At 68.0% G+C, this 24,311-nt stretch carries 23 protein-coding genes; 18 read left to right on the forward strand and 5 right to left on the reverse strand.

The window, feature by feature from the left end:
• Positions 1-36 precede the first annotated feature (36 nt).
• The 9 genes from MOQ72_RS13035 to MOQ72_RS13075 all read left to right on the forward strand — a co-directional run bounded on the left by MOQ72_RS13035 (position 37) and on the right by MOQ72_RS13075 (position 8,275).
• Positions 37-1,497, forward strand: a complete 1,461-nt coding sequence (locus MOQ72_RS13035) for an aldehyde dehydrogenase family protein (protein ID WP_242183605.1) — start codon at positions 37-39, stop codon at positions 1,495-1,497.
• A 233-nt stretch (positions 1,498-1,730) separates the two neighbouring features.
• The gene (locus MOQ72_RS13040) at positions 1,731-3,137 is read left to right on the forward strand and encodes a Rieske 2Fe-2S domain-containing protein (RefSeq protein ID WP_242183607.1); all 1,407 of its coding nucleotides are present in this window, start codon (positions 1,731-1,733) and stop codon (positions 3,135-3,137) included.
• 140 nt (positions 3,138-3,277) lie between these two features.
• Positions 3,278-3,844, forward strand: a complete 567-nt coding sequence (locus MOQ72_RS13045; protein WP_242183609.1) for a 3-phenylpropionate/cinnamic acid dioxygenase subunit beta — start codon at positions 3,278-3,280, stop codon at positions 3,842-3,844.
• A complete protein-coding gene (locus MOQ72_RS13050) occupies positions 3,841-4,152 on the forward strand; it encodes a hypothetical protein (protein WP_242183611.1) in 312 nt (103 codons plus the stop codon). The genes MOQ72_RS13045 and MOQ72_RS13050 overlap by 4 nt, the downstream gene beginning before the upstream one ends.
• Positions 4,149-4,934: a 3-(cis-5,6-dihydroxycyclohexa-1,3-dien-1-yl)propanoate dehydrogenase gene (hcaB, locus tag MOQ72_RS13055; RefSeq protein ID WP_242183612.1), complete on the forward strand. Its 786-nt coding sequence runs from the start codon at positions 4,149-4,151 to the stop codon at positions 4,932-4,934. Before MOQ72_RS13050 ends, hcaB begins: the two co-directional genes overlap by 4 nt.
• Positions 4,935-4,968: 34 nt before the next feature.
• Positions 4,969-5,166 (forward strand): ferredoxin, encoded by a 198-nt coding sequence (locus MOQ72_RS13060; RefSeq protein WP_242183613.1) that lies wholly within the window; start codon positions 4,969-4,971, stop codon positions 5,164-5,166.
• Positions 5,163-6,389, forward strand: a complete 1,227-nt coding sequence (locus MOQ72_RS13065; protein ID WP_242183614.1) for an NAD(P)/FAD-dependent oxidoreductase — start codon at positions 5,163-5,165, stop codon at positions 6,387-6,389. The genes MOQ72_RS13060 and MOQ72_RS13065 overlap by 4 nt, the downstream gene beginning before the upstream one ends.
• Positions 6,390-6,586: 197 nt before the next feature.
• Positions 6,587-7,381 carry an IclR family transcriptional regulator gene (locus MOQ72_RS13070; RefSeq protein WP_242183615.1) on the forward strand — a complete coding sequence of 265 codons (795 nt, stop codon included), beginning with the start codon at positions 6,587-6,589 and terminating at the stop codon, positions 7,379-7,381.
• A 204-nt stretch (positions 7,382-7,585) separates the two neighbouring features.
• The gene (locus tag MOQ72_RS13075; RefSeq protein ID WP_242183616.1) at positions 7,586-8,275 is read left to right on the forward strand and encodes a class II aldolase/adducin family protein; all 690 of its coding nucleotides are present in this window, start codon (positions 7,586-7,588) and stop codon (positions 8,273-8,275) included.
• 23 nt (positions 8,276-8,298) lie between these two features.
• Here the strand turns inward: MOQ72_RS13075 and MOQ72_RS13080 are convergent, their stop codons facing one another.
• Entirely contained in the window at positions 8,299-9,276 is a 978-nt protein-coding gene (locus MOQ72_RS13080) for a sugar-binding transcriptional regulator (RefSeq protein ID WP_242183617.1), read from the reverse strand.
• A gap of 128 nt (positions 9,277-9,404) precedes the next feature.
• On the opposite strand from MOQ72_RS13080, the gene MOQ72_RS13085 reads away from it, so the two are divergent.
• The 7 genes from MOQ72_RS13085 to MOQ72_RS13115 all read left to right on the forward strand — a co-directional run bounded on the left by MOQ72_RS13085 (position 9,405) and on the right by MOQ72_RS13115 (position 16,723).
• Positions 9,405-10,406 carry a zinc-dependent alcohol dehydrogenase family protein gene (locus tag MOQ72_RS13085; RefSeq protein ID WP_242183717.1) on the forward strand — a complete coding sequence of 334 codons (1,002 nt, stop codon included), beginning with the start codon at positions 9,405-9,407 and terminating at the stop codon, positions 10,404-10,406.
• The gene (locus tag MOQ72_RS13090) at positions 10,399-11,964 is read left to right on the forward strand and encodes an ABC transporter substrate-binding protein (protein WP_242183618.1); all 1,566 of its coding nucleotides are present in this window, start codon (positions 10,399-10,401) and stop codon (positions 11,962-11,964) included. Before MOQ72_RS13085 ends, MOQ72_RS13090 begins: the two co-directional genes overlap by 8 nt.
• 32 nt (positions 11,965-11,996) lie before the next feature.
• Complete coding sequence (locus MOQ72_RS13095; RefSeq protein WP_242183718.1) at positions 11,997-12,887, forward strand: carbohydrate ABC transporter permease; 891 nt, start codon at positions 11,997-11,999, stop codon at positions 12,885-12,887.
• Positions 12,888-12,889: 2 nt separating this feature from the next.
• Positions 12,890-13,711 carry a carbohydrate ABC transporter permease gene (locus MOQ72_RS13100; protein WP_372495353.1) on the forward strand — a complete coding sequence of 274 codons (822 nt, stop codon included), beginning with the start codon at positions 12,890-12,892 and terminating at the stop codon, positions 13,709-13,711.
• Between the two features lie 262 nt (positions 13,712-13,973).
• Entirely contained in the window at positions 13,974-15,356 is a 1,383-nt protein-coding gene (locus MOQ72_RS13105; protein ID WP_242183621.1) for a DUF6777 domain-containing protein, read from the forward strand.
• Between the two features lie 203 nt (positions 15,357-15,559).
• Entirely contained in the window at positions 15,560-15,985 is a 426-nt protein-coding gene (locus MOQ72_RS13110) for an FHA domain-containing protein (protein WP_242183622.1), read from the forward strand.
• A gap of 93 nt (positions 15,986-16,078) precedes the next feature.
• Positions 16,079-16,723, forward strand: coding sequence for a response regulator (locus tag MOQ72_RS13115; protein WP_242183719.1), 645 nt, complete (start codon positions 16,079-16,081; stop codon positions 16,721-16,723).
• Between the two features lie 12 nt (positions 16,724-16,735).
• On the opposite strand, the gene MOQ72_RS13120 is transcribed toward MOQ72_RS13115, so the two are convergent.
• Positions 16,736-17,746, reverse strand: coding sequence for an Acg family FMN-binding oxidoreductase (locus MOQ72_RS13120; protein ID WP_242183623.1), 1,011 nt, complete (start codon positions 17,744-17,746; stop codon positions 16,736-16,738).
• Between the two features lie 410 nt (positions 17,747-18,156).
• Here MOQ72_RS13120 and MOQ72_RS13125 point away from each other — a divergent pair, with 410 nt between their 5' ends.
• Positions 18,157-19,746 (forward strand): sensor histidine kinase, encoded by a 1,590-nt coding sequence (locus MOQ72_RS13125; RefSeq protein ID WP_443706315.1) that lies wholly within the window; start codon positions 18,157-18,159, stop codon positions 19,744-19,746.
• A 13-nt stretch (positions 19,747-19,759) separates the two neighbouring features.
• Here the strand turns inward: MOQ72_RS13125 and MOQ72_RS13130 are convergent, their stop codons facing one another.
• The 3 genes from MOQ72_RS13130 to MOQ72_RS13140 form a co-directional block, all read right to left on the reverse strand.
• Positions 19,760-20,404, reverse strand: a complete 645-nt coding sequence (locus MOQ72_RS13130) for a class I SAM-dependent methyltransferase (RefSeq protein ID WP_242183624.1) — start codon at positions 20,402-20,404, stop codon at positions 19,760-19,762.
• A gap of 96 nt (positions 20,405-20,500) precedes the next feature.
• Positions 20,501-21,490 carry an LLM class flavin-dependent oxidoreductase gene (locus tag MOQ72_RS13135; protein WP_242183625.1) on the reverse strand — a complete coding sequence of 330 codons (990 nt, stop codon included), beginning with the start codon at positions 21,488-21,490 and terminating at the stop codon, positions 20,501-20,503.
• A 306-nt stretch (positions 21,491-21,796) separates the two neighbouring features.
• Entirely contained in the window at positions 21,797-22,108 is a 312-nt protein-coding gene (locus MOQ72_RS13140; RefSeq protein WP_242183626.1) for a hypothetical protein, read from the reverse strand.
• Positions 22,109-22,798: 690 nt separating this feature from the next.
• Here MOQ72_RS13140 and MOQ72_RS44475 point away from each other — a divergent pair.
• Entirely contained in the window at positions 22,799-24,070 is a 1,272-nt protein-coding gene (locus tag MOQ72_RS44475; protein WP_277953998.1) for a hypothetical protein, read from the forward strand.
• Positions 24,071-24,311 lie beyond the last annotated feature (241 nt).

A 24,311-nucleotide genomic window follows, 5' to 3' on the forward strand; every position in this document is an offset into this window, starting at 1 on the left:
CCGGAATCGGCTGGAATCCAGAGAGGACGACCCACAATGAGAGATCCGGAAACTGCCGTCGTGGACCGGTCGTGGCAGGTGCTGCTCGACGGGCGGCCGATGCGGACGCGCGCCCGGTACGAGGTGGAGGACCCGACTACCGGTGCTCAGCTCGCAGAGGTCCCGGACTGCTCACCCGAGGAAGTCGACCGAATCGTCCGCGCCGCAGGCGATGCCCAACGATCGTGGGCGCTGCTGCCGCCTCGCGAGCGCGCTGGGAAGGTCCGCGAGTTCGCCGCACTCCTGCGCGGCAACGCCGTCGAACTGGCCACGCTCGATGCCGTCGACGCGGGTTTCCCGCTGCCCGTGATGACCGCCGATGTGGAGGCCGCCGCGACCGTCCTGGAGATCATGGCCGACCATGCGTTGGGCATCGGCGGTGCGACGTATCCCTTGTCGCGCAACCTGCATTACAGCGTGCAGCAGCCTTACGGCGTGGTGGCGCGAATCGTGCCGTTCAACCACCCGCTGTTCTTCGCGGCGAGCAAGGCGGCCGCCCCGCTGGTGGCTGGCAATGCTGTCGTGGTCAAAGCTGCGGACCAGACGCCGCTGTCCGCGCTGCGCATGGCTGAGATCGCCGCTGAGGTGTTCGGCCCTGATCTGTGTGCGGTGGTGACCGGTCGTGGGGCGGTCACCGGTCAGGCCGTGGTGCGGCATCCGCTGATTCGCCGCATCGGCTTCATCGGAGCCCCGGAAACCGGTCGTCTGGTGCAGCGCCAGGCCGCGGAAAGCGGGGTGAAGCACGTCAGCCTGGAGCTCGGAGGCAAGAACGCGTTGATCGTGATGCCCGACGCGGACCTGGTTCGGGCAGCTGACAGCGCGGTGTTCGGGATGAACTTCACCGCGACCGCTGGGCAGTCGTGCGGCTCGACCAGTCGTCTCCTGTTGCACGAGTCGATCGCCGAAGAGGTTCTCGGCAGGGTGGTCGAACAGGTGCGGGCGATCCGGGTCGGGCACCCGCTGGCCGATGGGACCGAAATGGGGCCGCTGATCGACCGCAGGCAGTACGAGAAAGCCCTGAGCGCGATCGGGCGGGCGACCGCCGCCGGGGCCCGAGTGCTGGTCGGTGGTGGTCGGCCGGACGGTGTCGGTGCGGACGGCTGGTACGTCGAACCGACCGTCCTGGGGGAGCTGGCAGCCGACAACCCCGCAGCGGTCGAAGAGATCTTCGGTCCGGTGCTGTCCGTGCTGACCTTTCGAGACGAGGACGACGCGGTCGAGATCACCAACCGGAGCGAATACGGGCTCACCGCTGGTGTTTGGACGAGCGACGTCAACCGCGCGCACCGGATGGCGGCTCGACTGCAAGCGGGTTATGTCTGGGTCAACGGGAGCTCCCGGCACTTCTGGGGGCTGCCGTTCGGCGGGGTGAAGGCGTCCGGGGTCGGCCGCGAGGAGTCGATCGACGAGCTCCTGTCCTACACCGAGACCAAGGCCGTCACGGTCTTGCTCGACTGAGCCGGTCGCGCAGAACCGAGTCGAGGAACCGCTGCGAGGCGTCGTGCGAGCGACGCCTCGCAGTCATGCGTGCCCATCGCTGGAAGCCGCGAGCAACAGGATTCGGTACCGGGTTGACAGGTCCCAGCACCACGGTTCACTCTGTATAGAAGAACATAACTCTGCAAAGCAGAGAATGGTTGGTTGCCGTTGAACGGTCCTGGCCAGCTCAACACGTCAGGTGGGAGTCACTGATGGCGGAACTGCCCTTCGATCCGGAGGCGGTGCGACGCGGGATGATCCCGGCGCACATCTACAACGACGAAGAAGTCTTCCGGCTCGAACGCGAGCGGTTGTTCAACCGTGCGTGGATCTTCGTGGGACACGTCTCGGAAGTTCCGCAGCCCGGCGACTACGTGGTGCGCCAAGTGCTGGACGACTCGTTCATCATCTCGCGGGGTGAGGACGGGGAAGTCCGGGCGCTGTTCAACATGTGCCTGCACCGCGGGATGCAGGTCTGCCGGGCGGAGATGGGCAACGCATCCCACTTCCGCTGCCCGTACCACGGTTGGTCCTACCGCAACGACGGGCGGCTCGTCGGGCTGCCGTTCCACAAGGACGCCTACGGCGGCGAGGCCGGATTCCGGCGGAAGGGCCAGACGCTGCTTCCGGCGCCGTCGCTGGACACCTACAACGGGTTGATCTTCATCAGCCTCGACCCGGATGCGCCGCCACTGGTGGACTACCTCGGGGACTTCGCGTTCTACCTCGACTACTACACCAAGCAGTCGCCCAGCGGGATCGAACTGTCCGGGCCGCAACGTTGGCGCATCAAGGCCAACTGGAAGATCGGCGCGGAGAACTTCGCCGGGGACATGTACCACACCCCGCAGACGCATACGAGCGTTGTGGAGATCGGCCTGTTCCGCGAGCCGAAGGCGGAGAAGCGCAAGGACGGCAACACCTACTGGGCTGGCAACGGCGGCGGCACGACCTACAAGCTGCCGCCGGGCACCCTCGAAGAGCGGCTGCGCTACGTCGGCTATCCCGAATCGGTGATCGAAGGGATGAAGCGGTCCTGGACAGCGGACCAACTCGACGTCGTGGGGCGGGACGGCTTCATGGTTTCCGCCGCATCGCTGTTTCCCAACATGAGCCTGGTGCACAACTGGCCGCGGGTCGAGGATTCCGAGGACGTGTTGCCGTTCATCTCGATCCGCACCTGGCAGCCGATCTCCGCTGGCGAGACGGAAGTGCTGTCCTGGTTCGCGGTCGATGCCGAGGCACCTGAGGAGTTCAAGGCGCTGTCCTACAAGGCGTACCTGATGTGCTTCGGCAGCACCGGGATGTTCGAGCAGGACGACGTCGAGAACTGGGTTTCGCTGACGCACACCGCTGGTGGCGCGATGGCCCGCCGACTGCTGCTGAACAGCCGCATGGGTCTGCTGGAAGACGGTGCGGCAACAACACCGGCGCTGACGAAGGAGCAGTTCGCCGGTCCAGGCGAAGCCCACGTCGGCTACGGCGAATACAACCAGCGCCACATGCTGAACCGTTGGTCCGACTACCTGGCGCGGCCAAGTGCCCCGGTGGCATCCGTGAGGGTGGGCGAAGCACCGGTCGGCGCGACTTCCAACGAGACCGAGGCGGTGACGGCATGAGCAGCCCTGTGTCAACCCCAGTAGTCCTCAACCGCACCTCAGGGGACCGCGACGCAAACCAGCCACAAGAAACCACGCAACAGGAGATTGGGCTGGACGCAACCACCACTGTAAATCGCGGAGAAGCGGACGAGTCCGCTGTGGACTCCAGGCTCGGTGCCCACGCTTCGCGGATCCAGCGGGTCGGCCAGACCTTGCCGTTCTCGGACGAGCGACACCTGCAAGCACACCAGTGGCTCGTCGACGAAGCCTACGTGCTCGACGCCCAGGACTACGAGCGTTGGCTGGAGCTGCTCACCGACGACATCCACTACCTCATGCCGGTGCGGGTCACCACCGCGCGGGGCGCCGGTTACGACTGCGCGCCCGGCATGGCGCACTTCGACGAGAACAAGTACTCGTTGAACCGGCGCGTGGCGCGCTTCCAGACCGAGCACGCCTGGACGGAGGACCCGCCGTCCAGGTTGCGGCACTACGTGACCAATGTGCGGACCTTCGCCACCGATGATCCGGACCACCTCGTGGTGGACTCCGCGGTGCTGCTCTACCGCAGCCGTGGCGATGTCCGCGAACCGGCGGTGATCTCCGCGGGGCGCGAGGACCTGCTCCGCCGCACCGCCGATGTCGGGCAATGGCGGCTCGCCCGGCGAACGATCCTGGTGGACGACGCTGTGCTGCGGACCCAGAACCTGGCGATATTCCTATGAAACTCGGTTGGGAAGGCGAAGATGAGGACGCGCGGGCCGCGGCGCGCGCTGCGGCCGAGCACCGCGAGTTGCGCGCCCGGCAACGCGGGGAAGCGATCGTGCTGGGCAACGAGTTCGCCGAGGTCCGGGTCTGCCGGGTGGACACGCGCAACGGCGCGCGGCTGCTGATCGAGTCGCCGAAGTCGGGGCAGTGGGTGGCGCTGTGCCCGTACGAGGTGGAGGCGCTCACCTGGCAGAACCCGGACACGTATTCGGCCCTGATCGGCAACCCGTACGCACCGCTGATCACCCCGGAGGAGGAGACATGAGTGGATGGCTGGCCGGTCAGCGGGCCCTCGTGGTCGGGGCGGGCTCGGGCATCGGTCGTGCGGTGATCGACGCCTTCCGCGCTGAAGGAGCAGAGGTCGCCGCCCTGGAGATCGACGAAGCCAAGGCGCGGCAGCTCACCGCGGACGTCGCGGGAATGCCGGTGGTGGTCGGTGACGCCACTACCCGGGATGCCAACGACGAAGCGGTGTCCGCCGCACTGGACGCGTTCGGCGGGCTCGACGTGCTCGTCAACTGCGTGGGCGTCTTCGACTTCTACCGGGGTATCGAAGAGGTGGCACCGGACGCCGTGGACAGCGCCTTCGACGAGATGTTCAGCGTGAACGTCAAGAGCCACCTGCACTCGGTCAAGGCCGCGTTGCCAGCTCTGCGGGAAAGTCGCGGCTCGATCGTCCTCACCGAGTCCACATCGGCCTACTACCCGGGTCGCGGTGGGGTGCTCTACGTGTCCTCCAAGTTCGCGGTGCGCGGACTCGTCACGGCATTGGCCCACGAATTGGCCCCCGAGATCCGGGTGAACGGAGTCGCCCCCGGCGGAACGCTCAACACGGACCTGCGCGGACTCGGCAGCCTCGGACTGGGCGACGAACGGCTCAACGACAGCCCGGGACGCGAAGCCGAACTGGCCGGACGCGTGCCACTGCGAGTAGCCCTCTCGGGCGAGGACCACGCCTGGAGCTACGTGTTCCTGGCCGCGCCTCGATCGCGCGGGATCACCGGAGAAGTGGTGCACACCGACGGCGGAATCGGGGTCAAGGCGTGACGGCGTGCCGCGTCACGCCGACGAGGAGGTAACCATGCTGAAGCTGACGGCGAACCTGGAGATGTGCCAGGGCTACGCCAATTGCGTTGTGGCCGCCGATGATGCGTTCGACATCGATGATGACGGCCTAGTCGTGCTGTTGAAGCACGAGGTCCCGGAGGAGGAGCGGGCCAGGTTGGAAGCAGCGGTGCGGACGTGTCCGGTTTCGGCGCTGTCGATCGGAGATCGATGAGAACCGTGATCGTGGGTTCTTCGGTCGGCGGGGTGCGCACCGCGCAGGCGCTGCGCGGTGCCGGGTACGACGGCGATGTCGTGCTCGTCGGCCAGGAACGCGTTCTGCCGTACGACAAGCCACCGTTGTCCAAGTCGCTGTTGGCTGGCACCAACGATCGAGCTGGCATCACGCTGCTCTCCGAGAGCGCAGCGGCCGAAGCCGGTATCCGGTTGGAGCTGGGATGTGCCGCGACCCGGCTGGACCTCGACGGTAGTCGCGTCGAACTGGCGGACGGTCGGCGCCTGGAGTTCGACGACGTGGTGATCGCGACCGGGGCACGAGCGCGCCCGTCCCCGTGGGGGCGGCCGCCCGGCCTGCACGTGTTGCGCACCCTGGACGACGCCGAGGCACTACGCGCGGATCTTCGGCGAGGCGGCCCGCTGGTGGTGATCGGCGCTGGCTTCATCGGGGCGGAAGTTGCCGCTACCGCTCGGGAAATCGGCATCGAGGACGTGTCGATCGTCGACCCGCAGCCGGTGCCGATGAGCCGCGCGTTGGACCCCGCGGTCGCAGCCAGGTTCGCCGCGCTGCACCGCGAACGCGGTGTCGCCACCCGGTTCGGAGTCGGCGTGCGGGCCATCGACGAGTCCGGGGGTTCTCTGGTGGTCCGGCTGACCGACGGCTCGGCACTGGCAGCCACCACCGTGGTGGTGGGCATCGGTGCGATACCCGACGTCGAGTGGCTTCGCTCAAGCGGTCTGCGGATCGACGACGGGCTGGTTTGCGATCAGTACAGCCGGGCCCTCGACGCACCACATGTCCACGGCGTTGGCGACGTCGCGCGTTGGTTCCACCCAGGACACGGCAGGTTGGTGCGCGTCGAGCACTGGACGAACGCTGTGGAGCAGGCGGCATGCGTGGCGCACAACATCACGCAGTCGAACAACCCGCGTGTGCACGCGCCGGTGGAATACGTCTGGAGTGACCAGTACGACTGGAAGTTCCAGTTGGCAGGTCGAACCGGCAACGGGCTCGCAGCGCACTTCGTCGCTGGCGCGGACCCGCGGAGCTTTGCCGTGCTGTACGCCGACTCCGATGGCAGGCTCGCCGGAGCGGCGACCATCAACTGGCCGCGCGCGCTCGTCGCCTGCCGAAGGGCCCTGCACCGGGATGCGCACCTCGACGACGTCAGGAGCGCAGTGGCGCCCACCACGCATCCGGGAGCACCGATCGCCCGTTGATCAACGACCGCGGATCATCCGCCCAGCAAACGAATACGGGGACCGACGATGACCGACACCAGCACCGAACCAGCACCGCTGCGCGAGGAGATCGCATGGCGCCACGAACTGGCCGGACTGGATTGAGATGGCTCGACGGGCAGCGCCATCGCACCGGCCGATTCGGACAGTAGATGGGCAACGCATACGCTCGACACATGGATGGAACCGAGGCCTATCCGGCCCCGCCCGAGTACGGGGTCGCTCCGCAGTACCCGATCGAGTCGGTCGACAATGCCCTTCGCGTCCTGCTCCTGCTCGGAGAGCGGCCGAGCGTGCGGCTGACCGAGGTCAGCCAGCTGCTGGGAGTGGCCTCCTCCACCGCGCACCGGTTGCTGGCGATGCTGCAGTTCCGCGGTTTCGTCCGGCAGGACAGCGAGACCCGCAGCTACATTCCGGGCCCGACGTTGGACGGGATCGCCATGGGCGTGTTGCGGCGGCTCGACGTCCGGGCCCGCGCGCATCCGGTGTTGGAACGGCTCAACGCCGAACTCGACGAGACCGTGCACCTCGGCCGGTTGGAGGGGCGCGACGTGCACTTCATCGACTCCATCGAGAGCAGCCGCGCGCTCCGCGTCGGTGGTCGACTCGGCCGCTCCATCCCGGCGCACTGCACGTCGAACGGCAAGGCCATGCTCGCAGGCATGTCCGACGCGGAACTCCAAGCGCTGTACCCGAACGAGCGGCTCCCCAAGCTGACGTCCAACTCCATCGGCACCCGCACCAGGCTGTTGGAAGTCCTCGACGAGGTTCGCCGCCGCGGTTACGCCACCAGCGACGAGGAGAGCGAAGAAGGCGTCACCTCGGTCGCCGTTGCCCTCAAACCCACCCAGTCGACGAGGCTGGCCGTAACCGCGTCGGCGCCCGTCAACAGGATGTCCGCGAGCAACCGCAAGAAGATCCTCGCCCAGCTCAAGAAGGCAGCGGAGGAGATCAACTCACTCCTGCTGTGACGCCCCGCGATCGTGCGGGACGTCGCCCGCACGATCCGAGGAGTACCAACGCATGAGTAGCCCTGTGTCAAACTCAGTCCTCCTCAACCGCACCCCAGGGGACCGTGACGCGAGCCAGCCACCAGAAACCACGCAACGCGAGATTCGTGCTGGAGGTACCACAACTGTGAATCGCGGAGAGGCGGTACTGGAGGCGGACCAGTCATGAGCAGTTCAGTCCGCGAACTGGTCGCGACCTCGTCCCGCATCCTGGCCGCGGCCGGGCACGGTGATCTCATCTGGGGACATGCCGCCGCGCGAGACCCCGAGGGCAGGGGGGCTTGGATCAAGTCCGCCGAGTGGGGGCTCGACGAAGTCACCGCCGACCGGGTGCACCTCGTCGACGAAGACGGGAACGTGCTCGTCGGGGAAGGGCTGCGGCACAGCGAGTTCCCCATCCACACCGAGATCATGGGCGCCCGCGCGGACATCGGCGGGGTGGTGCACACCCACCCGCCGCACGCGGTGGCGCTCGCGGCATCAGGCCAAGCGCTGCGCCCGGTCAGCCACGCCGCGAACCACTTCGTGCCACCGGAGGTCCCCAGGTTCACCAAGACCGCGGACTTGATCCTCACCAGAGAGCTCGGACGCTCAGTCGCACTGGAACTCGGGGACGCCCGCGCGATCTTCCTCGTCAACCACGGGATCGTCGCCGTCGGAGCGACGCTGCAAACCGCCACGGTCGCAGCAGTGCTGCTCGAACGCGCCTGCGCGCAGCAGTTGCTCACCGCCTCGGCCGGTGGCTGGCCGACCTGGTCGTCGCCAGCGGAATCGATGGCCAAGCGCGAGCACATCTACCACGACCAAGCCGTGGCGGCGGTCTGGGACTACCTCGAACGCCAACTACCGAGCTGAACGAGGCGACGCGGATAGCGTCGCTACCGGGGCGGGCGTTGCTTGGCGAGGTCGAGTAGCAGGTCGGCGGATTCGGCGTCGGTGATCAGGGTTGTCACGATGCCGGAGCGCAGGACCGCGTCTATCGCTTTCGCTTTCGGTGTCGTGTAGCCGAGGGCGATCACCTCCGGAACCCGGCGGAGTTGGTCGTGGGGGATGGCCAGCACGTGGTGGGCCAGGCCGGTGGACAGGGCGTTGCCGTCCGCGTCGAACAGGCGGGCCGCCACCTCGGCCGCGGCCCCTCGTTCGCCTATCGCCTCGCGCTCGGCTGGGCTCAGGGCGTCGTAGACCGTTGACTCGCCGGGCAGCCAGGCTCCGATGCTGACCACCGCTTTGGTCAGGTGCTGGAACTGCTCGAACGTTTCGGCGATGCCTGGTTGCTTGCGCAGGATGTCATTGGTGCGGCGGTCGGGGAGCACCAGCGGGCCGTAGATCGGGTAGGCGTCGCCACCCCCGACGGCCGCCACCCGGCCGACCGTCTCCACCGAGCGGTCGCGCATGTCCATGCCCGCCTGCACGCCGCACAGTTGCACGATCGGGCACTTCGGGAGCGTCCGGACGGCTTCCGACATGGCGTTGACCGAACGTGCCCAGGCCAGGCCGATCACGTCGTCGGGCGTGGCGATCTCGGCCAGCAGCGCCGCCGCCAGGGCCCCGATCCGGCGGCGCAGTTCGGTCCGCTCGGCCTTGGTTTGCGCTCGATTGAGCACCAGCACCCGGCGGAGCCCGTAGGCGGCCCGGATTTCGGCGGACAGCGGGAGGTCGACCGGCACCGGCAGGTCGAAATCGATCGTGACCAGGCCGGTTTCCTGCGCTGCGGCGAGGATTCGAGCCACCTTGAACCGGCTGACGCCGAACTCCGCCGCGATCTCCAGCTTCGCGCGGCCCTCGACGAAGTACCGGTGCGCGATGGACGCGGCGGTGATGGTGTCCGTCGGGAGCCGTCGTCTTCTGGCGCTCATATGAGCACCTTAGCGTGAAATCTGGCTGAAAGGTTGACGTAACTGGCAGGTAAGCAATTCAATGCTCGGCATATCGCGGGGTACCCGCGAGCACAATCGCTCATATGAGCAGTACGAAATGGAGTGTCATGCGCGCCGCGATCATTGATCAGCCCGGCTCGATCAGGGTTGGCGACGTGCCGGATCCGAAGCCGGAACACGGGCAGCTGGTGGTCAAGGTCGGTGCGTGCGGGATCTGCGGCACGGACCTGCACATCGCCGACGGGCACTTCCCGCCGACGCCTTACCCGATCGTTCCGGGGCACGAGTTCGCCGGTGAGGTCGTCGAGATCGGCGCGGACGTACCGGGCGACTGGAAGATCGGTGACCGGGTCGCGGTGGACCCGTCGCTGTACTGCGGATACTGCACGCCCTGCCGCTCCGGCCACGGCAACCTCTGCGCGAACTGGAACGCCACCGGCGACACCGTCGACGGCGCCTTCGCCGAATACGTCGCAGTGCCCGCGGCCACCTGCCACCGGATGCCCGACTCGATGACCTGGCAGCAGGGCGCACTGGTCGAACCCGTGTCGTGCGCGGTGCACGGCGTCCGCCAGATCGGCGTCGAGGCGGGGGAGCGGTTCCTCGTGGTGGGCGCGGGCACGATGGGGCTGCTGATGCAGCAGTTGCTCCAACGTGGTGGCGCCCGAGTCACGGTGGTCGACCGCAACGAAGCGCGGCTGGGCCGGGCGACCCAACTCGGTGCGGTGGCGGTGGCGACCGACGTCGCCGCGCTCGACGAGCGATTCGATGCCGCCGTCGACTGCACCGGTGCGGCGCCCGCGATCGAGGCGGCCTTCGACTCGTTGCGCCGCGGTGGCCGGTTGCTGGTGTTCGGGGTCGCCCCGGCCGAGGCGCGGGTGTCGCTGTCCCCGTTTCGGATCTACAACGACGAAATCACCATCGTCGGTTCGATGGCCGTGCTGCACAGCTTCGGTGCCGCACTCGATCTGGTGGCGGCGGGAGCGATCGACACCGAGGCGCTGCTCACCCACACGCTGCCGCTGGAGGAGTTCCCCGCGGCCCTGGAGCTGATGCGTAGCGGCAGCGGGCTGAAGGTTCAGGTCCTGCCAGGAGGTGTTGATGCTTAGAGGTCGCGCGGACTGGGCGTGGCTGCGGTTCGGCGTCAGGCGAGCGGCGAAGCCGCTTTCCACCACGCACGCAGATGGACCACCCGCGGGTTCTCCGGGGTCGTCCCGCGAGGGCGGCTCCGACGAGGTGTCGGACGTACATGGGTCGGGGATCCCGGAGCCGAGGCGCCCGCTGCGGTTCCGCTACCTGACCACCAAGGCGAAGCGATCCCGGCTCAGGCCGAGCAAGCTGGCGCTGCTCGCGGTGGCCGCGCTGCTCGGGCTCACCAGCTGCGCTGGAGCGGGGTCGCTGGGTTCGGGCGGGCGGACGCTGGTGATCGCGATCGTGTCCAACCCGCAGATGGAGGACGCCATCGCGCTGTCGGACCAGTTCGAGCGCGAGAACCCCGGCATCCGGCTGAAGTTCGTGCAGCTGCCGGAGAACCAGGCGCGCGCCAAGATCACCGCATCGACCGCCACCCAGGGTGGCGAGTTCGACGTGGTGATGATCAGCAACTACGAAACCCCGCAGTGGGCGGCCAACGGCTGGTTGGAGAACCTGCAGCCCTACATCAACGCCAGCCCGGACTACGACCAGAACGACTTCATCCCCAGCATTCGGGATTCGCTGTCGTACCAGGGGTCGATGTACGCGGTGCCGTTCTACGGCGAGTCGTCGTTCCTGACCTACCGCAAGGACTTGTTCGAGCGGGCCGGGCTGACCATGCCGGAACACCCGACCTGGCAGCAGATCGCGGACTTCGCCGCCAAGCTCGACGACAAGGCCGCGGGCGTGTCGGGCATCTGCTTGCGCGGCAAGCCGGGTTGGGGTGAGAGCCTGGCGCCGTTCACCACGGTCGCCAACACCTTCGGCGCCCGCTGGTTCGACGAGAACTGGAACGCGCAGCTGACCTCGCCGGAATTCCGGGCCGCTGCGGAGTTCTACGTCAACCTGGTGCGCCAGCACGGTGAGGTCGGCGCCTCCAGCGCGGGCTTCTCCGAATGCGGCACGCGGTACGCACAGGGCCAGGCGGCGATGTGGTACGACGCCACGGTCATGGCCGGGACCAACGAGGACCCGGAAAGCAGCAATGTCGTCGGCAAGTCCGGTTACGTGGCTGCGCCGGTGGATCGCACCGCCGCCAGCGGCTGGCTCTACACCTGGTCGCTGGCCATGCCGAAGGTGGCTGAGGACAAGGACGCCGCCTGGCGGTTCATGCGGTGGATGACCGACAAGCAGTTCGTGCGCACGGTCGGCAACACCTTCGGCTGGAACCGGGTTCCGCCGGGATGCCGCCTGTCGACCTACCAGATCCCGGAGTACCAGCAGGCCGCTCAAGCCTACGCACAGCCCACTTTGGACGGAATCGATCAGGCGCAGCAGCGCAACACGATGGTGAACCCGGTGCCCTATCCGGGGATCCAGTTCGTCGGCATCCCGGAGTTCCAGGACCTCGGCACGCGGGTCAGCCAGCAGTTGTCCGCGGCCATCGCCGGGCAGATCTCAGTCGATGAAGCGTTGCGGCAGTCGCAGGAATACGCCGAATCGGTCGGCGAGTCCTACCGGGAGACAAGATGACAGAGACCGCCGCGAAACCCGGCGTCGTCCCGATGCGCAAGCCGGTCAGCACTTGGTCCACCGCCGCGTGGTTGCGACGGGCGCCGCTGCTGCCCGCGTTGTTGTTCACCGTCCTGGTGACCCAGATCCCCTTCCTGCTGACCGTTTTCTACTCGTTCCAGTCCTGGAACCTGGTACGCCCCGGTTCCCGGCACTTCGTCGGGCTGCGCAACTACGTCGACGTCTTCGCCGACAGCCAGTTCCGGGTGGCCTTGATCAACACCGTGGTGTTGACCGTGGTCTGCGTGCTGGTGGCGATGCTGCTCGGTCTGGGGTTGGCCATCCTGCTGGACCGGCAGTTCCTCGGCCGCGGCGTGGTGCGCACGCTGCTGATCACGCCGTTCCTGATCCTCCCGGCAGCCGGTGCGCTGCTGTGGAAGACCACGATGTTCGACCCGACCTACGGGCTGCTGAACTTCGTCTTCGGCGGCGACACCGACTGGTTGTCCGAGTTCCCGCTGGCCTCGGTGATGGCGCAGATCGTCTGGCAGTGGACGCCGTTCATGATGCTGCTCATCCTCGCCGGTCTGCAGGCGCAGTCCAAGGAAGTTCTCGAAGCCGCGGCGGTGGACGGCGCGGGCCGGTGGCGCACGTTCATCTCGATCACGCTGCCGCAGCTCAGCCGCTACCTGCAGCTGGCGATCCTGCTGGGCGCCATCTACATCGTCAACAGCTTCGACGCGATCTTCCTGATGACCCAGGGCGGTCCGGGCACGGCCAGCACCAACCTGCCCTACTACATCTACCAACGGGCCTTCGAAGGCTTCGACATCGGCCAGTCCTCGGCGATGGGCGTCATCGTCGTGATCCTGACCCTGATCGTGGCGACCTTCGCACTGCGCCTGATGTTCCGCACCTTCGGCATCAGCGGTGAGGTGAAATGACCATGCGTACCCACAACCCGGCCGGGCGCTGGGCGCTGACCACGTTCACCTGGGTGGTCGCGATCCTGTTCGTGTTCCCCCTGCTGTGGATGGTCCTCACCGCGTTCAAGCAGGAGGCCGACGCCTACACCGACCCACCGCGCCTGCTGTTCACCCCCACGCTGGACCAGTTCGCCGGGATCCTGGAACGCGGATTCCTGCCGTACCTGGGCAATTCGGCGTTCGTCACGGTCGTGTCCACATTGCTGGTCCTGCTGCTGGCGGTCCCGGCGTCGTACGCGCTGTCGATCGCACCGGTGCCCGCCACCCGCGATTCGCTCGGTTTCTTCTTGTCCACCAAGATGTTGCCGATCGTCGCGGCGATCATCCCGCTGTACGTGATCTCGCAGAACCTCAAGCTGCTGGACAACGTCTGGGCCCTGGTCATCCTCTACACGGCGATGAACCTGCCACTGGCGATCTGGATGATGCGCTCCTTCTTCCTGGAAGTCCCGAGGGAGATCGTGGAGGCCGGACGCGTCGACGGCGCGAACCTGCCGACGCTGCTGTTCCGGGTGATCCTGCCGGTGGTCGCGCCGGGAATCGCGGCGACCGCGCTGATCTGCGTGATCTTCTCCTGGACGGAGTTCTTCTACGCGGTGAACCTCACGGCGGCCCAGGCGGGCACGGTGCCGGTGTTCCTCGTCGGCTTCATCACCAGCGAAGGTCTCTACTGGGCGCAGCTGTCCGCCGCGGCCCTGATGGCCTCGTTGCCGGTGATGATCATCGGCTGGATAGCCCAGAACCACCTCGTCCGAGGACTGTCGATGGGAGCCGTCAAATAGCCGTTGCCCCGGATCGGGCCACGCCCCCTACCCGATCCGGGGCAGCCCCCCCGAGGCGACCCGGGCCACGGAGTTGTCCGTTGAGCCGGTCCGCGATCAAGCTGAGGCATGCCCTACCTCGGATTCGGGGGTTGGCGGTTGGGGTTTCGGGGGTTTGCTCCATCGATGCTGTTCCGCGTGGCTGCCAGGCTTTTCCACGTCCGGCCCGGAAGGGCGAACTTGGGAAAGCGCCGGGGATCACCGGCATCGGGGAGGCAACGAAATGGCGAACAACGCCGCGCAGCGCGGGAAGTCCACACGCGTCAAGGTCACCACGGCAGGCATGGCGGGTGCGCTCGCGCTCGGGCTGGTCGGTGGTATCGCGTGCAGTCAGCAGTCGCAGTCGCACGAGGTTCAACTGGAGGCGGTCTCGACGGCCGGGGCGAATCCGTTCTCGGCTCCGGTGGGTCAGGACCGGACCGGTGTCACACCACCAGCGGGCAGCGCGGGTGAGTACTCGGGCGACACCTCGGGGCTGTTCGCTGACAACGGCGACACGCCTGCCTGCGACGCGCAGAGCCTGGTCTCGAACCTGCAGGCCGATGACGCCAAGGCGCAGGCGTGGGCGGAGGTCGAGGGCATCAAGGCCGCCGACATCCCGGCGTTCGTCAAGAGCCTGACCCCGGTCGTGCTGCGTTCGGACACCTCGGTCACCAGCCACGGCTACGACGCTGGCAAGTTCGTGCCCTACCCGGCGGTGTTGCAGGCGGGCACCGCGGTGTTCATCGACGGCCACGGCCAGCCGACGGTCAAGTGCTTCAACGGCAACCCGCTGACCAAGAGCGACGCGAACCAGCAGGGCGGCTACGCCGGTGCCGGGTGGGCGGGCTTCCAGCCCGGCTCGGTCACCATGATCCAGCCCAGCAGCCACGTGATCAACGAGCACTCCCTGGTCGACGTCGACACCGGTGGCCCGGTCAACCGCCCCGGCGGGCCGAACCCGGGCAAGGCCGACCCGTTCCTGGACGCCCTCGCCAAGGAGGCGCAGGAACGCGCCGCGAAGTCCCGCCTGGATGCCGACAAGGCGCTCCAGGACGCCAAGGACGCGGCCAAGGCCGCTGAGCGGTCCCAGGAGGTCGCGAACAAGAAGTTGCGCGAGCGCGACGACGCGTTGGAGGTGTTCCAGAACTTCTTGAAGCTGTTCGGCCCGAACGACCCGCGGACGATCCAGGCCAAGCAGGACTTCGACACCAGGTTCAACCAGCACAAGTTCGCGCAGGCGAAGGCCGACAACGACAAGAACGTCGCGACGTTCGCCGACGAGAACGCCAAGAAGAAGGACGAGGACGCCAAGAAGGCTGAGCAGGAGGCGAAGCAGCGGCAGCAGGACGCCGACGACGCCCGCAACGGCAAGCCGGTCAAGAAGCCGACCGAGCCGACCACCAAGCCCCAGCCAGCGCCCAAGCCGCTCGACGACCAGCAGCAGGGCAAGCAGCAGCTGGACGAGCAGCAGGACGAGCAGGCGGTTGAGCCGGACCAGCAGTTGGTCGACCAGGACCAGCAGCAGCCGGAGCAGGAGCAGGCCGACACCGGCCAGGGCGGCGACGAGCAGGCCCCTGACCAGCCACAACCGAACAACTCGGAGCAGTCCAGCAGCGGCAGCTGACCACAGCGCAGGCGGCGTCGGGCCCGGATCCACATCCCGCACGGGATCGGATCCGGGCCTGACGCTCGATTGGGACGGTTGCGAAAAACGGGACGAAGGTCCCGGTCACAGCGTGTTCGGTGTTGGGCATGCTGGCAGTGGCCGCCGCACCCGAGGGAATGTCCGCAGCGGCATTTCGAGCTGTTTTCGCTAGGAGAACGATGATGAATCAGACCTGGATCGGCGCGCCCGCATCGAGCGGCATCGAGGAGTTGGACGAGTCGACTCGGTCTTGGTTGGAATCCGTCCCGGCAGCGCAGCCGGTCCCGGCGCCTCGCGGGCCGGGGGATCCGTGCGGGCGCGCCCGGCTCGTGATCAGCCGGGGACCGGACGCGGGTACCGGGTTCGCGATCAGCACCCCGCGCACCACCATCGGGCGCGGCCGCGAATGCGACATCGTCGTCGACGACATCACCGTCTCGCGGGAGCACGCCGAGCTGCGTCGGCGGGCGGGCCAGTACGTCCTGGTGGACGGCGGCTCGCTAAACGGCACCTACCTCAACCGGCTGCCGGTGGAATCCGCCGAGCTCGCCGACGGCGACGAGATCTGGGTCGGCAAGGTCCGCTTCACCTTCCGCACCGACGCGTAGTCGAAGGTCCACCGGTCCCGGCCGGTAGGTTGTCAACTCGAACCATCCGCGCACCGACCGTAGCCTGGACGCGTGAAAGGCTTACACGACGGTGTGATCACGGTATTCCTGGTGGACGACCACGAGGTAGTGCGGGTCGGCCTGGCTGACCTGCTCGACGCGGAGCACGACCTCGAAGTGATCGGGCAGGCATCCACGGTGCGCGAGGCGTTGGCCCGCGTTCCAGCCCTGCGGCCGGACGTGGCGGTGCTGGACGTCCGGCTGCCGGATGGCAACGGCATCGAGCTGTGCCGCGAGCTGCTCTCCAGCACGCCGGGGTTGAACTGCCTGATGCTGACCTCGTTCCCGGACGAGCAGGCCACCCTGGACGCCATGCTGGCCGGGGCCGCGGGCTACGTGATCAAGAACATCAAGGGGATGGAGCTCGCGGCGGCGGTGCGCAAGGTCGGGTCGGGGGAGTCGTTGCTCGGCGAGCAGGCGACCGCGGCGCTGGTGGACAAGTTGCGCACCAGGCTGGACACCTCGGCGACCTTGTCCGACCTGACCAACCAGGAGCGCATCCTGCTGGACCTCATCCGCAAGGGCATGACCAACCGGCAGATCGCCGACCAGATGCACCTGGCCGAGAAGACGGTCAAGAACTACGTGTCCCGCCTGTTGTCCAAGCTCGGCTTGCAGCGCCGAACCCAGGCCGCGGTCCTGGCCACCCAGCTGCACCACCGCCCGAGCTCGGCCTAGCCGGTGCGCGGGTCAACCAGGGCGGTTGGGCGCCGGTTCGCCGTCGACGACCTCGTCCAGGGACCGCCGCGGAGTCATGGGTACCGGCGATCCGTAGCCGATCCGCAGCACCGCTTGCGGCCACAGCCCGCCGCCGATGAGGGTGCGCAGCTCCTTGCGCGCCGCGGGGACCTCGATCGCATGGGAGAGGAACGAGGCCGACAGCCCGGCCGCAGTGGCGGTCAGCAGCACGCGTTGCATCGCCATCCCGGCGTGCAGTTGCGCCGACCGCGAGTCCTGGAACGAGCCGAGGACGCAGATCAGCGGCTCGGGTTCGAAGTCCTTGCCGGGCACCCGGGCGTTCGCACGGCCGCTGCTGAAGTCGCGCAGCACCCATTCGTCCTGCGGCTCCGGTGCCGGGCCGCTGCTGCGCACGGGCACGCCATCGGTGGCGTCGATGTCGCGGCCGGTCCAATGCCGCCATTCGGCCGCGAACGCCGGATTGGCGAGTTGCGCCTGGTGCGCCTGGTGGAGCAGGGATCGCAGCTTGGGCAGCTGCGGCTGCTCGGGGATCGCCAGCCAGGCCCGTTCGGCTTCGGCTGCCTGCCGCAACTGGTTCTGCACCGCCTGCGGTACGGGTGTCGGGTGGAACGGTCGGCGGTTGGTGCGGCGCCGGTGGATCGCCGTCGCCAGCGCGACGCCGGTCGGTGTTGCCGGACGGCGTCCGGCGGGCCGGACGACCGCGAGCAGATCCGGCTCGCGGCGCCGTGCTGGCATGCGCACGTCCGCCTGCACCCCGGTCATCCGGATGGCCAACCGCAGGTTCAGCAGGGCAGCGCCGCAGGCGAGCACGAGTTCCCGGTCATCCGGATCGGCCACCGGGATCGCCTGGCACCGATCCGCGTACAGCTCGATGGCCTCCGGCGTGCAGTGGAACCGCCAGGGCTGGCTGTTGTGCAGCGAAGGTGCGGCGACGGCCGCGAGCAGCACTTCCTGAACCTGGTCGGCGGCCAGGCTCCCGACCGCCCTGCTGGGAGCGTTCATCGATCCCCCTCCGAGGTCGCACCGGGGCAGAAGCGCCGCCTCGGCTGCGGATGCCCGACCGGCACGCGGCATCGCAGTCCTCAAGGCGGTCATCTCGGCTGCGCCCTCGAACTGCGGTGGCGCACATCACGCGGGATCCGCTGCTTGTCGCAAGCGTGCCTGCAGCTCGGGTGAACCGGACAGAGTCGATCGTCACCAGTCCGGCGATGTCGCCCGGCGGAGTTCGGCCTCGGTGCGAACCCCCGCGCCATGTCACAGTGGAAGGCGTGAGCAGGGCAGATCCACCTGGCTACCGAGAGCGACGCGAGGGTGCGACGTCCTCGGTGGCGGGGTTGTCCCGGCTGCGGCTGAGGGAGTTGCTGACCCAGGTCCAGGTGCGCATCGAGGAGGTCATCGGTCTTCGGGACCGGATGGACGGTCTGCTGGAGGCCGTGCTCGGGATTTCCTCGGAACTCGAACTGGACGCGGCACTGCGGCGCATCGTGCACACCGCCACCGACCTCGTCGACGCGCGCTTCGGCGCCATCGGAGTGCTGGGTGCGGACGGCTCGCTCACGCAGTTCGTGTTCGAAGGCGTTGACGACGAGACGCAGGAGAAGATCGGGCGGCTGCCGACCGGGCATGGCGTGCTCGGCGTGGTCATCGAGGCGGACAAGCCGCTGCGCCTGGACGACATCGCCGAGCATCCGGCGTCGGTGGGATTCCCACCGCACCACCCGCCGATGCGCAGCTTCCTCGGGGTGCCGATCCGGGCCAGGCAGGAGACGTTCGGACGGTTGTACCTGGCGGAGAAGCGCGGCGGCGGGGCGTTCACCGAAGACGACGAAGTCGTCCTGCAGGCGTTGGCCGGGGCCGCGGGCATCGCGGTGGACAACGCCCGCCTGTTCGAGGAGGTCCGCCGCCGGGAGCGCTGGTTGGACGCCACCAGCGAGATCACCGCGGAACTGCTGGCGGGCACCGATTCCATCGATGCGCTGCAGTTGATCGCCGAGCGCGCCACTGAACTCACCGCCGCCGACTACGCGCTGATCGCGGTGCCGGTGGGCGACGATCCGGGCGAGGTCAGCGAGCTGGTCATCACCGTGTCGGCAGGAGCGGGCGTCGACGAGCTGGTGGGCCGTACGATCCCGATCAGCGCCTCCACGGCTGGGCGGGTGTTCCGGGAACGAGTCCCGCGCAACGTCCCGAAGCTGCCCTTCGACGTCACCGAAGGAGTCGACGTGCAGTTCGGGCCCGCCCTCGCCGTGCCGATGCGGGCCGACGAGACCATCTCCGGGGTCGTCCTGGCCATCCGGGCCGCTGGCGCTGCGGAATTCGACGAGAACGAGCTCCAGGTGGTGTCGTCGTTCGCCGACCAGGCCGCGCTGGCGTTGCAGCGCGCGGAAGCGCAGGCCGCCCGCCGGGAACTCGACGTGCTGGCCGACCGCGACCGGATCGCCCGCGACCTGCACGACCACGTCATCCAGCGGTTGTTCGCGATCGGCATGGCCATGCAGGGCACCCAGCGCCGGGAGAAGGCGCCCGCGCTGGCCGGTCGGCTGACCGAGCACATCGACCAGCTGCACGAGGTGATCCAGGACCTCCGGGCCAGCATCTTCGACCTGCAGGCCACCACCGAGAACGCGGTCAGGTTCCGGGCGCGAGTGCAGCGCATCATCACCGACCTGGTCGGGGACAACCCGATCCGCATCACCGTGCGGATGGCCGGTCCGCTCGACGTGCTTGCGCCGAAGCTGGCCGAGAACGCCGAGGCAGTCGTCGAGGAGGCGGTGAGCAACACCGTCCGGCACGCGCAGGCCACCGAGCTGTCCGTGACGATCTCGCTGGACGGCAACCTGACGATCGAGGTGACGGACAACGGCGTCGGCATCCCGGACGCGGTCGCGCACAGCGGACTGCACAACCTCGCCGAACGCGCTGCCCAGGTCGGCGGCCGGTGCACTGCGGAGCCGCTCCCAGCGGGCGGCACCAGGTTGCTCTGGACCGCACCGGTGAGCTGAGGATTTTGCCGATTCAGGGGAGAGTTTGGGTGACGCGCCACAACCGGCGAGGTAGTTCGCCTTCTTCGAAGGGGTGGACCTCGTCGAGGTGCCAGCCGGTGGCGAGCTGGTCGACGAGGTCGCGGTCGAAGAAGTGCACCGCGAAGCCGCCGTGCTCGTAGATGTCGTCACCACGGGCGATTCCCGCTCCGTAGTGGGCATCGCCGGTGTGCCGTACGGTGTAGACGAGACTGCCGCCGGGCCGCAGGACTCGCCTGATCTCGCCGACGAGCGCGTGAATGTCGCTTGTGGACAGGGACATGCAAAGCAGCATGTGCGCGAAGACCGCGTCAACGCTCTCATCAGGTAGCGGGAGCGGGTTTCGCACGTCGTGAACCGTGGTCGTGATCCGGTCGGCGATGCCGTCGTGCTCGGCGGCGCGGGCCAGTTGCTCCAGTCCGCTGGGGCTGAAATCGACGGCGTGCACGGTGAAACCGGCTCGGGCGAAGAGCAAGGAGTCCCGCCCGTGGCCCGCGCCGAGTTCGAGCACGATGCTGGCGCCTCGGCCGCGGAAGAGCTCAGCGGCGTAGCGCGCCGGTTCCGACGGCATCTCGCCGTACATGTGGGGATGGCGCTGGTAGACGGACTGCCAATGCGCCTGTTGGGCGTTCCCGGCCATCGGTCAAGCAGTCTAGCTGCCCGAACGCGGAGATCGAGGGGCCGCTGTGGTGGGCAACACCCCGCGCGCCGGGGCCGAGCAGTCGGGCCCGGCGCGTCAAGCCGTCTTCAGACCCCGGACCTCGGCGAGGAGTTCGAGCGACCGCAGCCAGGCGGCGCGATCGGTGGCCGCGGACACCACGATCAGTTCGTCGGCCTGGGCCTGCTTGGCGAAGCGGTCCAGGTAGTCGTCCACCTCGGCCGGGGTGCCGACCGCGGTGTACCTGGTCATCTGCAGAACCTGCTGTCCGGCTGGAGAGGCGAGGATCGCGTCCGCTTCCTCCCGCGTGAACTCCCGGCCCTGACCCAGCATCCGGGTCACCCGGTAACGCTTCGCGGCCTCGAACTGCTCCTCGGCGTACTGGGCGGTGTCCGCCGCGATCACGTTGACCCCGGCGATCACGTACGGCTCGGCGAGCTGCGCGGACGGCTGGAACTCGCGCCGGTAGAGCGCGGTGGCCGCTTCGAGCGCGTCCGGCGCGAAGTGGGAGGCGAAGGCGTACGGCAGGCCGAGCAACGCGGCGAGCTTGGCGCCGAACATCGACGAACCGAGGATGTACAGCGGCACGTTGGTGCCCTCGCCTGGCGTCGCGTTGACCCCGGCGATCCGGGTCTCGCCCGACAGATAACCCTGCAGTTCCAACACGTCCTGCGGGAAGGCGTCGGCCGATGTCGGATCGCGGCGCAGCGCGCGCATGGTCTTCTGATCGCTGCCGGGCGCCCGCCCCAGACCGAGGTCGATCCGTCCCGGATACAGCGTTTCGAGGGTGCCGAACTGCTCGGCGATGGTCAGCGGCGCGTGGTTGGGCAGCATCACCCCGCCCGCGCCGAGGCGGATGCTGCGGGTGTGCGCGGCCACATGCCCGATCAGCACGCTGGTGGCCGAAGACGCGATCGTGGGCATGTTGTGGTGCTCGGCGTACCAGATCCGCTGGTAACCCCACTCCTCGGCGTGCTTTGCCAGGTCGACGCTGGCGGCGAAGCTGTCAGCCGCTGTCTCCCCCGAGCCGATGTGTGCCAGATCGAGGATGGAGAGAGCAACAGCCACGGCAGCATCAGCCTTTCATCGCGCGAAACAGGACGAGGCCGTCGCCTCGCGCCAGTTGCAACAGCACAACTACCCCGGTTATTTCCGTGCACCGCGTGGCTGTCGGTGCTCCGGGCTAGCTTCGCTAGGACTGCTCACCAATGGAGGTCGTAGTGCTACGCGCGGTGTTCGTCCGGACCCTCAAACCAGGAGTCAGCTACGAACAGATCCTCGACAACGGTTCGCTGTAGGCACCCGGTAACGCCGCTGGGCGTGGGCGGCGGGTCCGTGCCGTCGTCACGGACCCGCCGCATAGACCTGCGCAGGTCACCAGATGTTGCCGCCGCCGTTGCCGCCGATGCCGCCGCCGCCGTAACCGTTGCCGCCGAAGCCGTTGCCGCCGGGGCCACCGTGACCGGCCGGGGCACGTGAGCCGCCGTCGCCGCCGTCACCACCGTCACCGCCACCGGTGCCGCCACCGGTGCCGCCGCCGTCGCCGCCGTCGCCACCATTGATCTCGAAGTCGCCCCAGATCGGGCCAGCGAGCGGCCATGTCGTCAGAACAGTTCGCGCGGGCAGGAACTCCACCCGCTGGTCATCGAGCTCCGTGGAGCTCAACGGCTGAGTCGAATCGAACACTTGGTCCTCCTTCGCCGATTGGGCTCGGAACCGACGCGGAGATCGATGCCTAAGCAAGGTCATAAACGCCCCCAGATCCCCATTCCAACGCCCCAGATTCGTTGGCATCAGCACGCAGCCTAGGTCGACTTGGAAACGCGCGCAGCACGAAAGTGTCAGCATGCCGACCGTCATCGTGAACCACTAACAAAACCCCAGCTCAGCGTCGAGTTGGTGATATTCCAGCAGGCGCTTGCGCGTTCAACTACGCGCCGCAGCCGTTGATGATAATCAACTGCCGCTGGTAGCCGCCGCGGATCGACATCAATGCGACATCGCACCGGTGTTTGCGATACCCGGTCAGCGCCTTTTGTGATCGTACTGGTCGCCAGTGGATGCCGTTGTTCCGCGGTTTCCGGAATAACCGGCGCGACCTGGCCGAACATTGTTTCCAACCGGCTGGACGGCATTGATCCGTTTCCGCTGATTTTCAAACCCGCGCCTATTCAACCAATTCGTCGGCGGGGTCGCCGCCGACCGGCGAAGCGGGACGCGGTGGCTCCGGAACCGGCGGCGAGTCCTGCCGAGCGGATCAACCCGGCGATGCGGAGCACGACACAAGCCGATCAATACCACGTGTTCTGGTTCTCCTGGCCTAAAATCCTCGGCTGTTTAGCCTAGTGAAATTACTCTGAGTAAGGAGTTCTCTCGATGAGTCATCGTCCCTGCTGGGCTGCTCCCGCCGAAGGTTTGGGCGCGGCGAACTCCCAGGCCGTCTCCGGCGGCAGCCAGGCTTCGGGGGTCGGACGCCATCGCTGGTGGCCGCTGTCCGGCGTCGGCATGCTCGCCGTCACCTTCGGCCTCGTCTCGGTCCAGCCAGCCGCCGCCGCCCCGGATACCTGCACGCGCACCGACAACGGTTCCGGGGACAACATCGTCTGCAGTCGAGGTCTCCCAGCCGGACAAACGCTCAACGGCACGGACGGGAACGACCGGATCATCTTGAGCGGGTCGGTGGCGGGCGCCATCAACACCGGTGCCGGGGACGACACGGTGATCGTGACCGGTCGCAACGGTGGCAATGGCGGCGCTGGTGGAAACGGCCATCTCGACGGCTGGAGCGGCATCAACGGCGACGGGAAGACCAGTGCCAGTGCGCGGGCTGGCGGTAGCGCCGGTACCGGTGGTCATGGCGGCAGCGGCAGTGCCGGGGTGGAGAGCACCGGCACGATCGACACCGGTGCCGGAGACGACGCGATCACCATCATCGGCGGCAGGGGAGGCAACGGCGGCAGAGGAGGCAATGCCGGTCCGGGCAGTCCCGATCCAGCTGACGCCCGTGGCGGCGACGGCGGCAACGCGGGCAGTGGCGGCGTTGGCAACCTCGGCCAGATCTCAGCGGGTGACGGCAACAACAAGATCACCGTCACCGGAGGCGACAACGGCACGGCCGGGAACGGCGGCCGGGGCGCCGACGGGGGAGCGAACACTCGCAGCGGCGACGGCGGTAATGGCGGCAACGGCGGCGGGGGCGTTTTGTACGAGAACGGCCGCGGCGGTGCGGGCAACGGCGAGACCGGCACCATCATCACGACGGGTAACGACATGATCACCGTGCAGGGTGGCAAGGGCGGCCTCGGCGGCGACGGCGGCAGTGGCGGCGGCAACAGCACGATGCTCAGCCAGGACGGCGGCCGTGCTAACGAAGGCACCGGCGGCACGGGCGGCACCGGTGGCAGTGGTGGGTTCGCCAACGTCGGCAAGATCGTCGCCATGAGCGGCGCCGCGGCCACAGTGGACACCTTCAACGGCGTCGGCGGCGATGGTGGCGACGGCGGCTACGGCGGCGACGGAAGCACCCGCGGTGTCGGCGGCCACCAGGGGCTCAACGCCACTGCGAACACGGGCGGCGTTGGCGGAGTTGGTGGTGCCGGAGGGCACATCGTCTCCGAAGGAGTCGAGGCGACTCGGCGCGATTACTGACGAGAGTGGACGGAGCGCGGCCGAGGTAGCCCGATGTGATCACCGCGACCTCGGGCTGGTGTCGGGCGCGTGCGCAGGATTCGTGGGGATCGCTTGGGTTTTCGCCAGGCGATCCGGCCCTCCTAGTACACAATGGACATTGCTTCCGCAACGACCCCCGGAATTGATGTCATGTCCCGTTACCACGTTCTCGAATTCCCCACAAACGGCGGAATGCCGAGCACACCCCTGGGTGATTCGA

Source organism: Saccharopolyspora soli, assembly GCF_022678645.1.
GTDB classification, from domain to species: domain Bacteria; phylum Actinomycetota; class Actinomycetes; order Mycobacteriales; family Pseudonocardiaceae; genus Saccharopolyspora; species Saccharopolyspora soli.

Coding starts and splice junctions, on each gene's coding strand:
- MOQ72_RS13035 (WP_242183605.1), top strand. CDS start 37: ATGAGAGATCCGGAAACTGCCGTCGTGGACCGGTCGTGGCAGGTGCTG.
- MOQ72_RS13040 (WP_242183607.1), top strand. CDS start 1,731: ATGGCGGAACTGCCCTTCGATCCGGAGGCGGTGCGACGCGGGATGATC.
- MOQ72_RS13050 (WP_242183611.1), top strand. CDS start 3,841: ATGAAACTCGGTTGGGAAGGCGAAGATGAGGACGCGCGGGCCGCGGCG.
- hcaB (WP_242183612.1), top strand. CDS start 4,149: ATGAGTGGATGGCTGGCCGGTCAGCGGGCCCTCGTGGTCGGGGCGGGC.
- MOQ72_RS13060 (WP_242183613.1), top strand. CDS start 4,969: ATGCTGAAGCTGACGGCGAACCTGGAGATGTGCCAGGGCTACGCCAAT.
- MOQ72_RS13065 (WP_242183614.1), top strand. CDS start 5,163: ATGAGAACCGTGATCGTGGGTTCTTCGGTCGGCGGGGTGCGCACCGCG.
- MOQ72_RS13070 (WP_242183615.1), top strand. CDS start 6,587: ATGGATGGAACCGAGGCCTATCCGGCCCCGCCCGAGTACGGGGTCGCT.
- MOQ72_RS13075 (WP_242183616.1), top strand. CDS start 7,586: ATGAGCAGTTCAGTCCGCGAACTGGTCGCGACCTCGTCCCGCATCCTG.
- MOQ72_RS13080 (WP_242183617.1), bottom strand. CDS start 9,276: ATGAGCGCCAGAAGACGACGGCTCCCGACGGACACCATCACCGCCGCG.
- MOQ72_RS13085 (WP_242183717.1), top strand. CDS start 9,405: ATGCGCGCCGCGATCATTGATCAGCCCGGCTCGATCAGGGTTGGCGAC.
- MOQ72_RS13090 (WP_242183618.1), top strand. CDS start 10,399: ATGCTTAGAGGTCGCGCGGACTGGGCGTGGCTGCGGTTCGGCGTCAGG.
- MOQ72_RS13095 (WP_242183718.1), top strand. CDS start 11,997: ATGCGCAAGCCGGTCAGCACTTGGTCCACCGCCGCGTGGTTGCGACGG.
- MOQ72_RS13100 (WP_372495353.1), top strand. CDS start 12,890: ATGCGTACCCACAACCCGGCCGGGCGCTGGGCGCTGACCACGTTCACC.
- MOQ72_RS13105 (WP_242183621.1), top strand. CDS start 13,974: ATGGCGAACAACGCCGCGCAGCGCGGGAAGTCCACACGCGTCAAGGTC.
- MOQ72_RS13110 (WP_242183622.1), top strand. CDS start 15,560: ATGAATCAGACCTGGATCGGCGCGCCCGCATCGAGCGGCATCGAGGAG.
- MOQ72_RS13120 (WP_242183623.1), bottom strand. CDS start 17,746: ATGAACGCTCCCAGCAGGGCGGTCGGGAGCCTGGCCGCCGACCAGGTT.
- MOQ72_RS13125 (WP_443706315.1), top strand. CDS start 18,157: ATGGACGGTCTGCTGGAGGCCGTGCTCGGGATTTCCTCGGAACTCGAA.
- MOQ72_RS13130 (WP_242183624.1), bottom strand. CDS start 20,404: ATGGCCGGGAACGCCCAACAGGCGCATTGGCAGTCCGTCTACCAGCGC.
- MOQ72_RS44475 (WP_277953998.1), top strand. CDS start 22,799: ATGAGTCATCGTCCCTGCTGGGCTGCTCCCGCCGAAGGTTTGGGCGCG.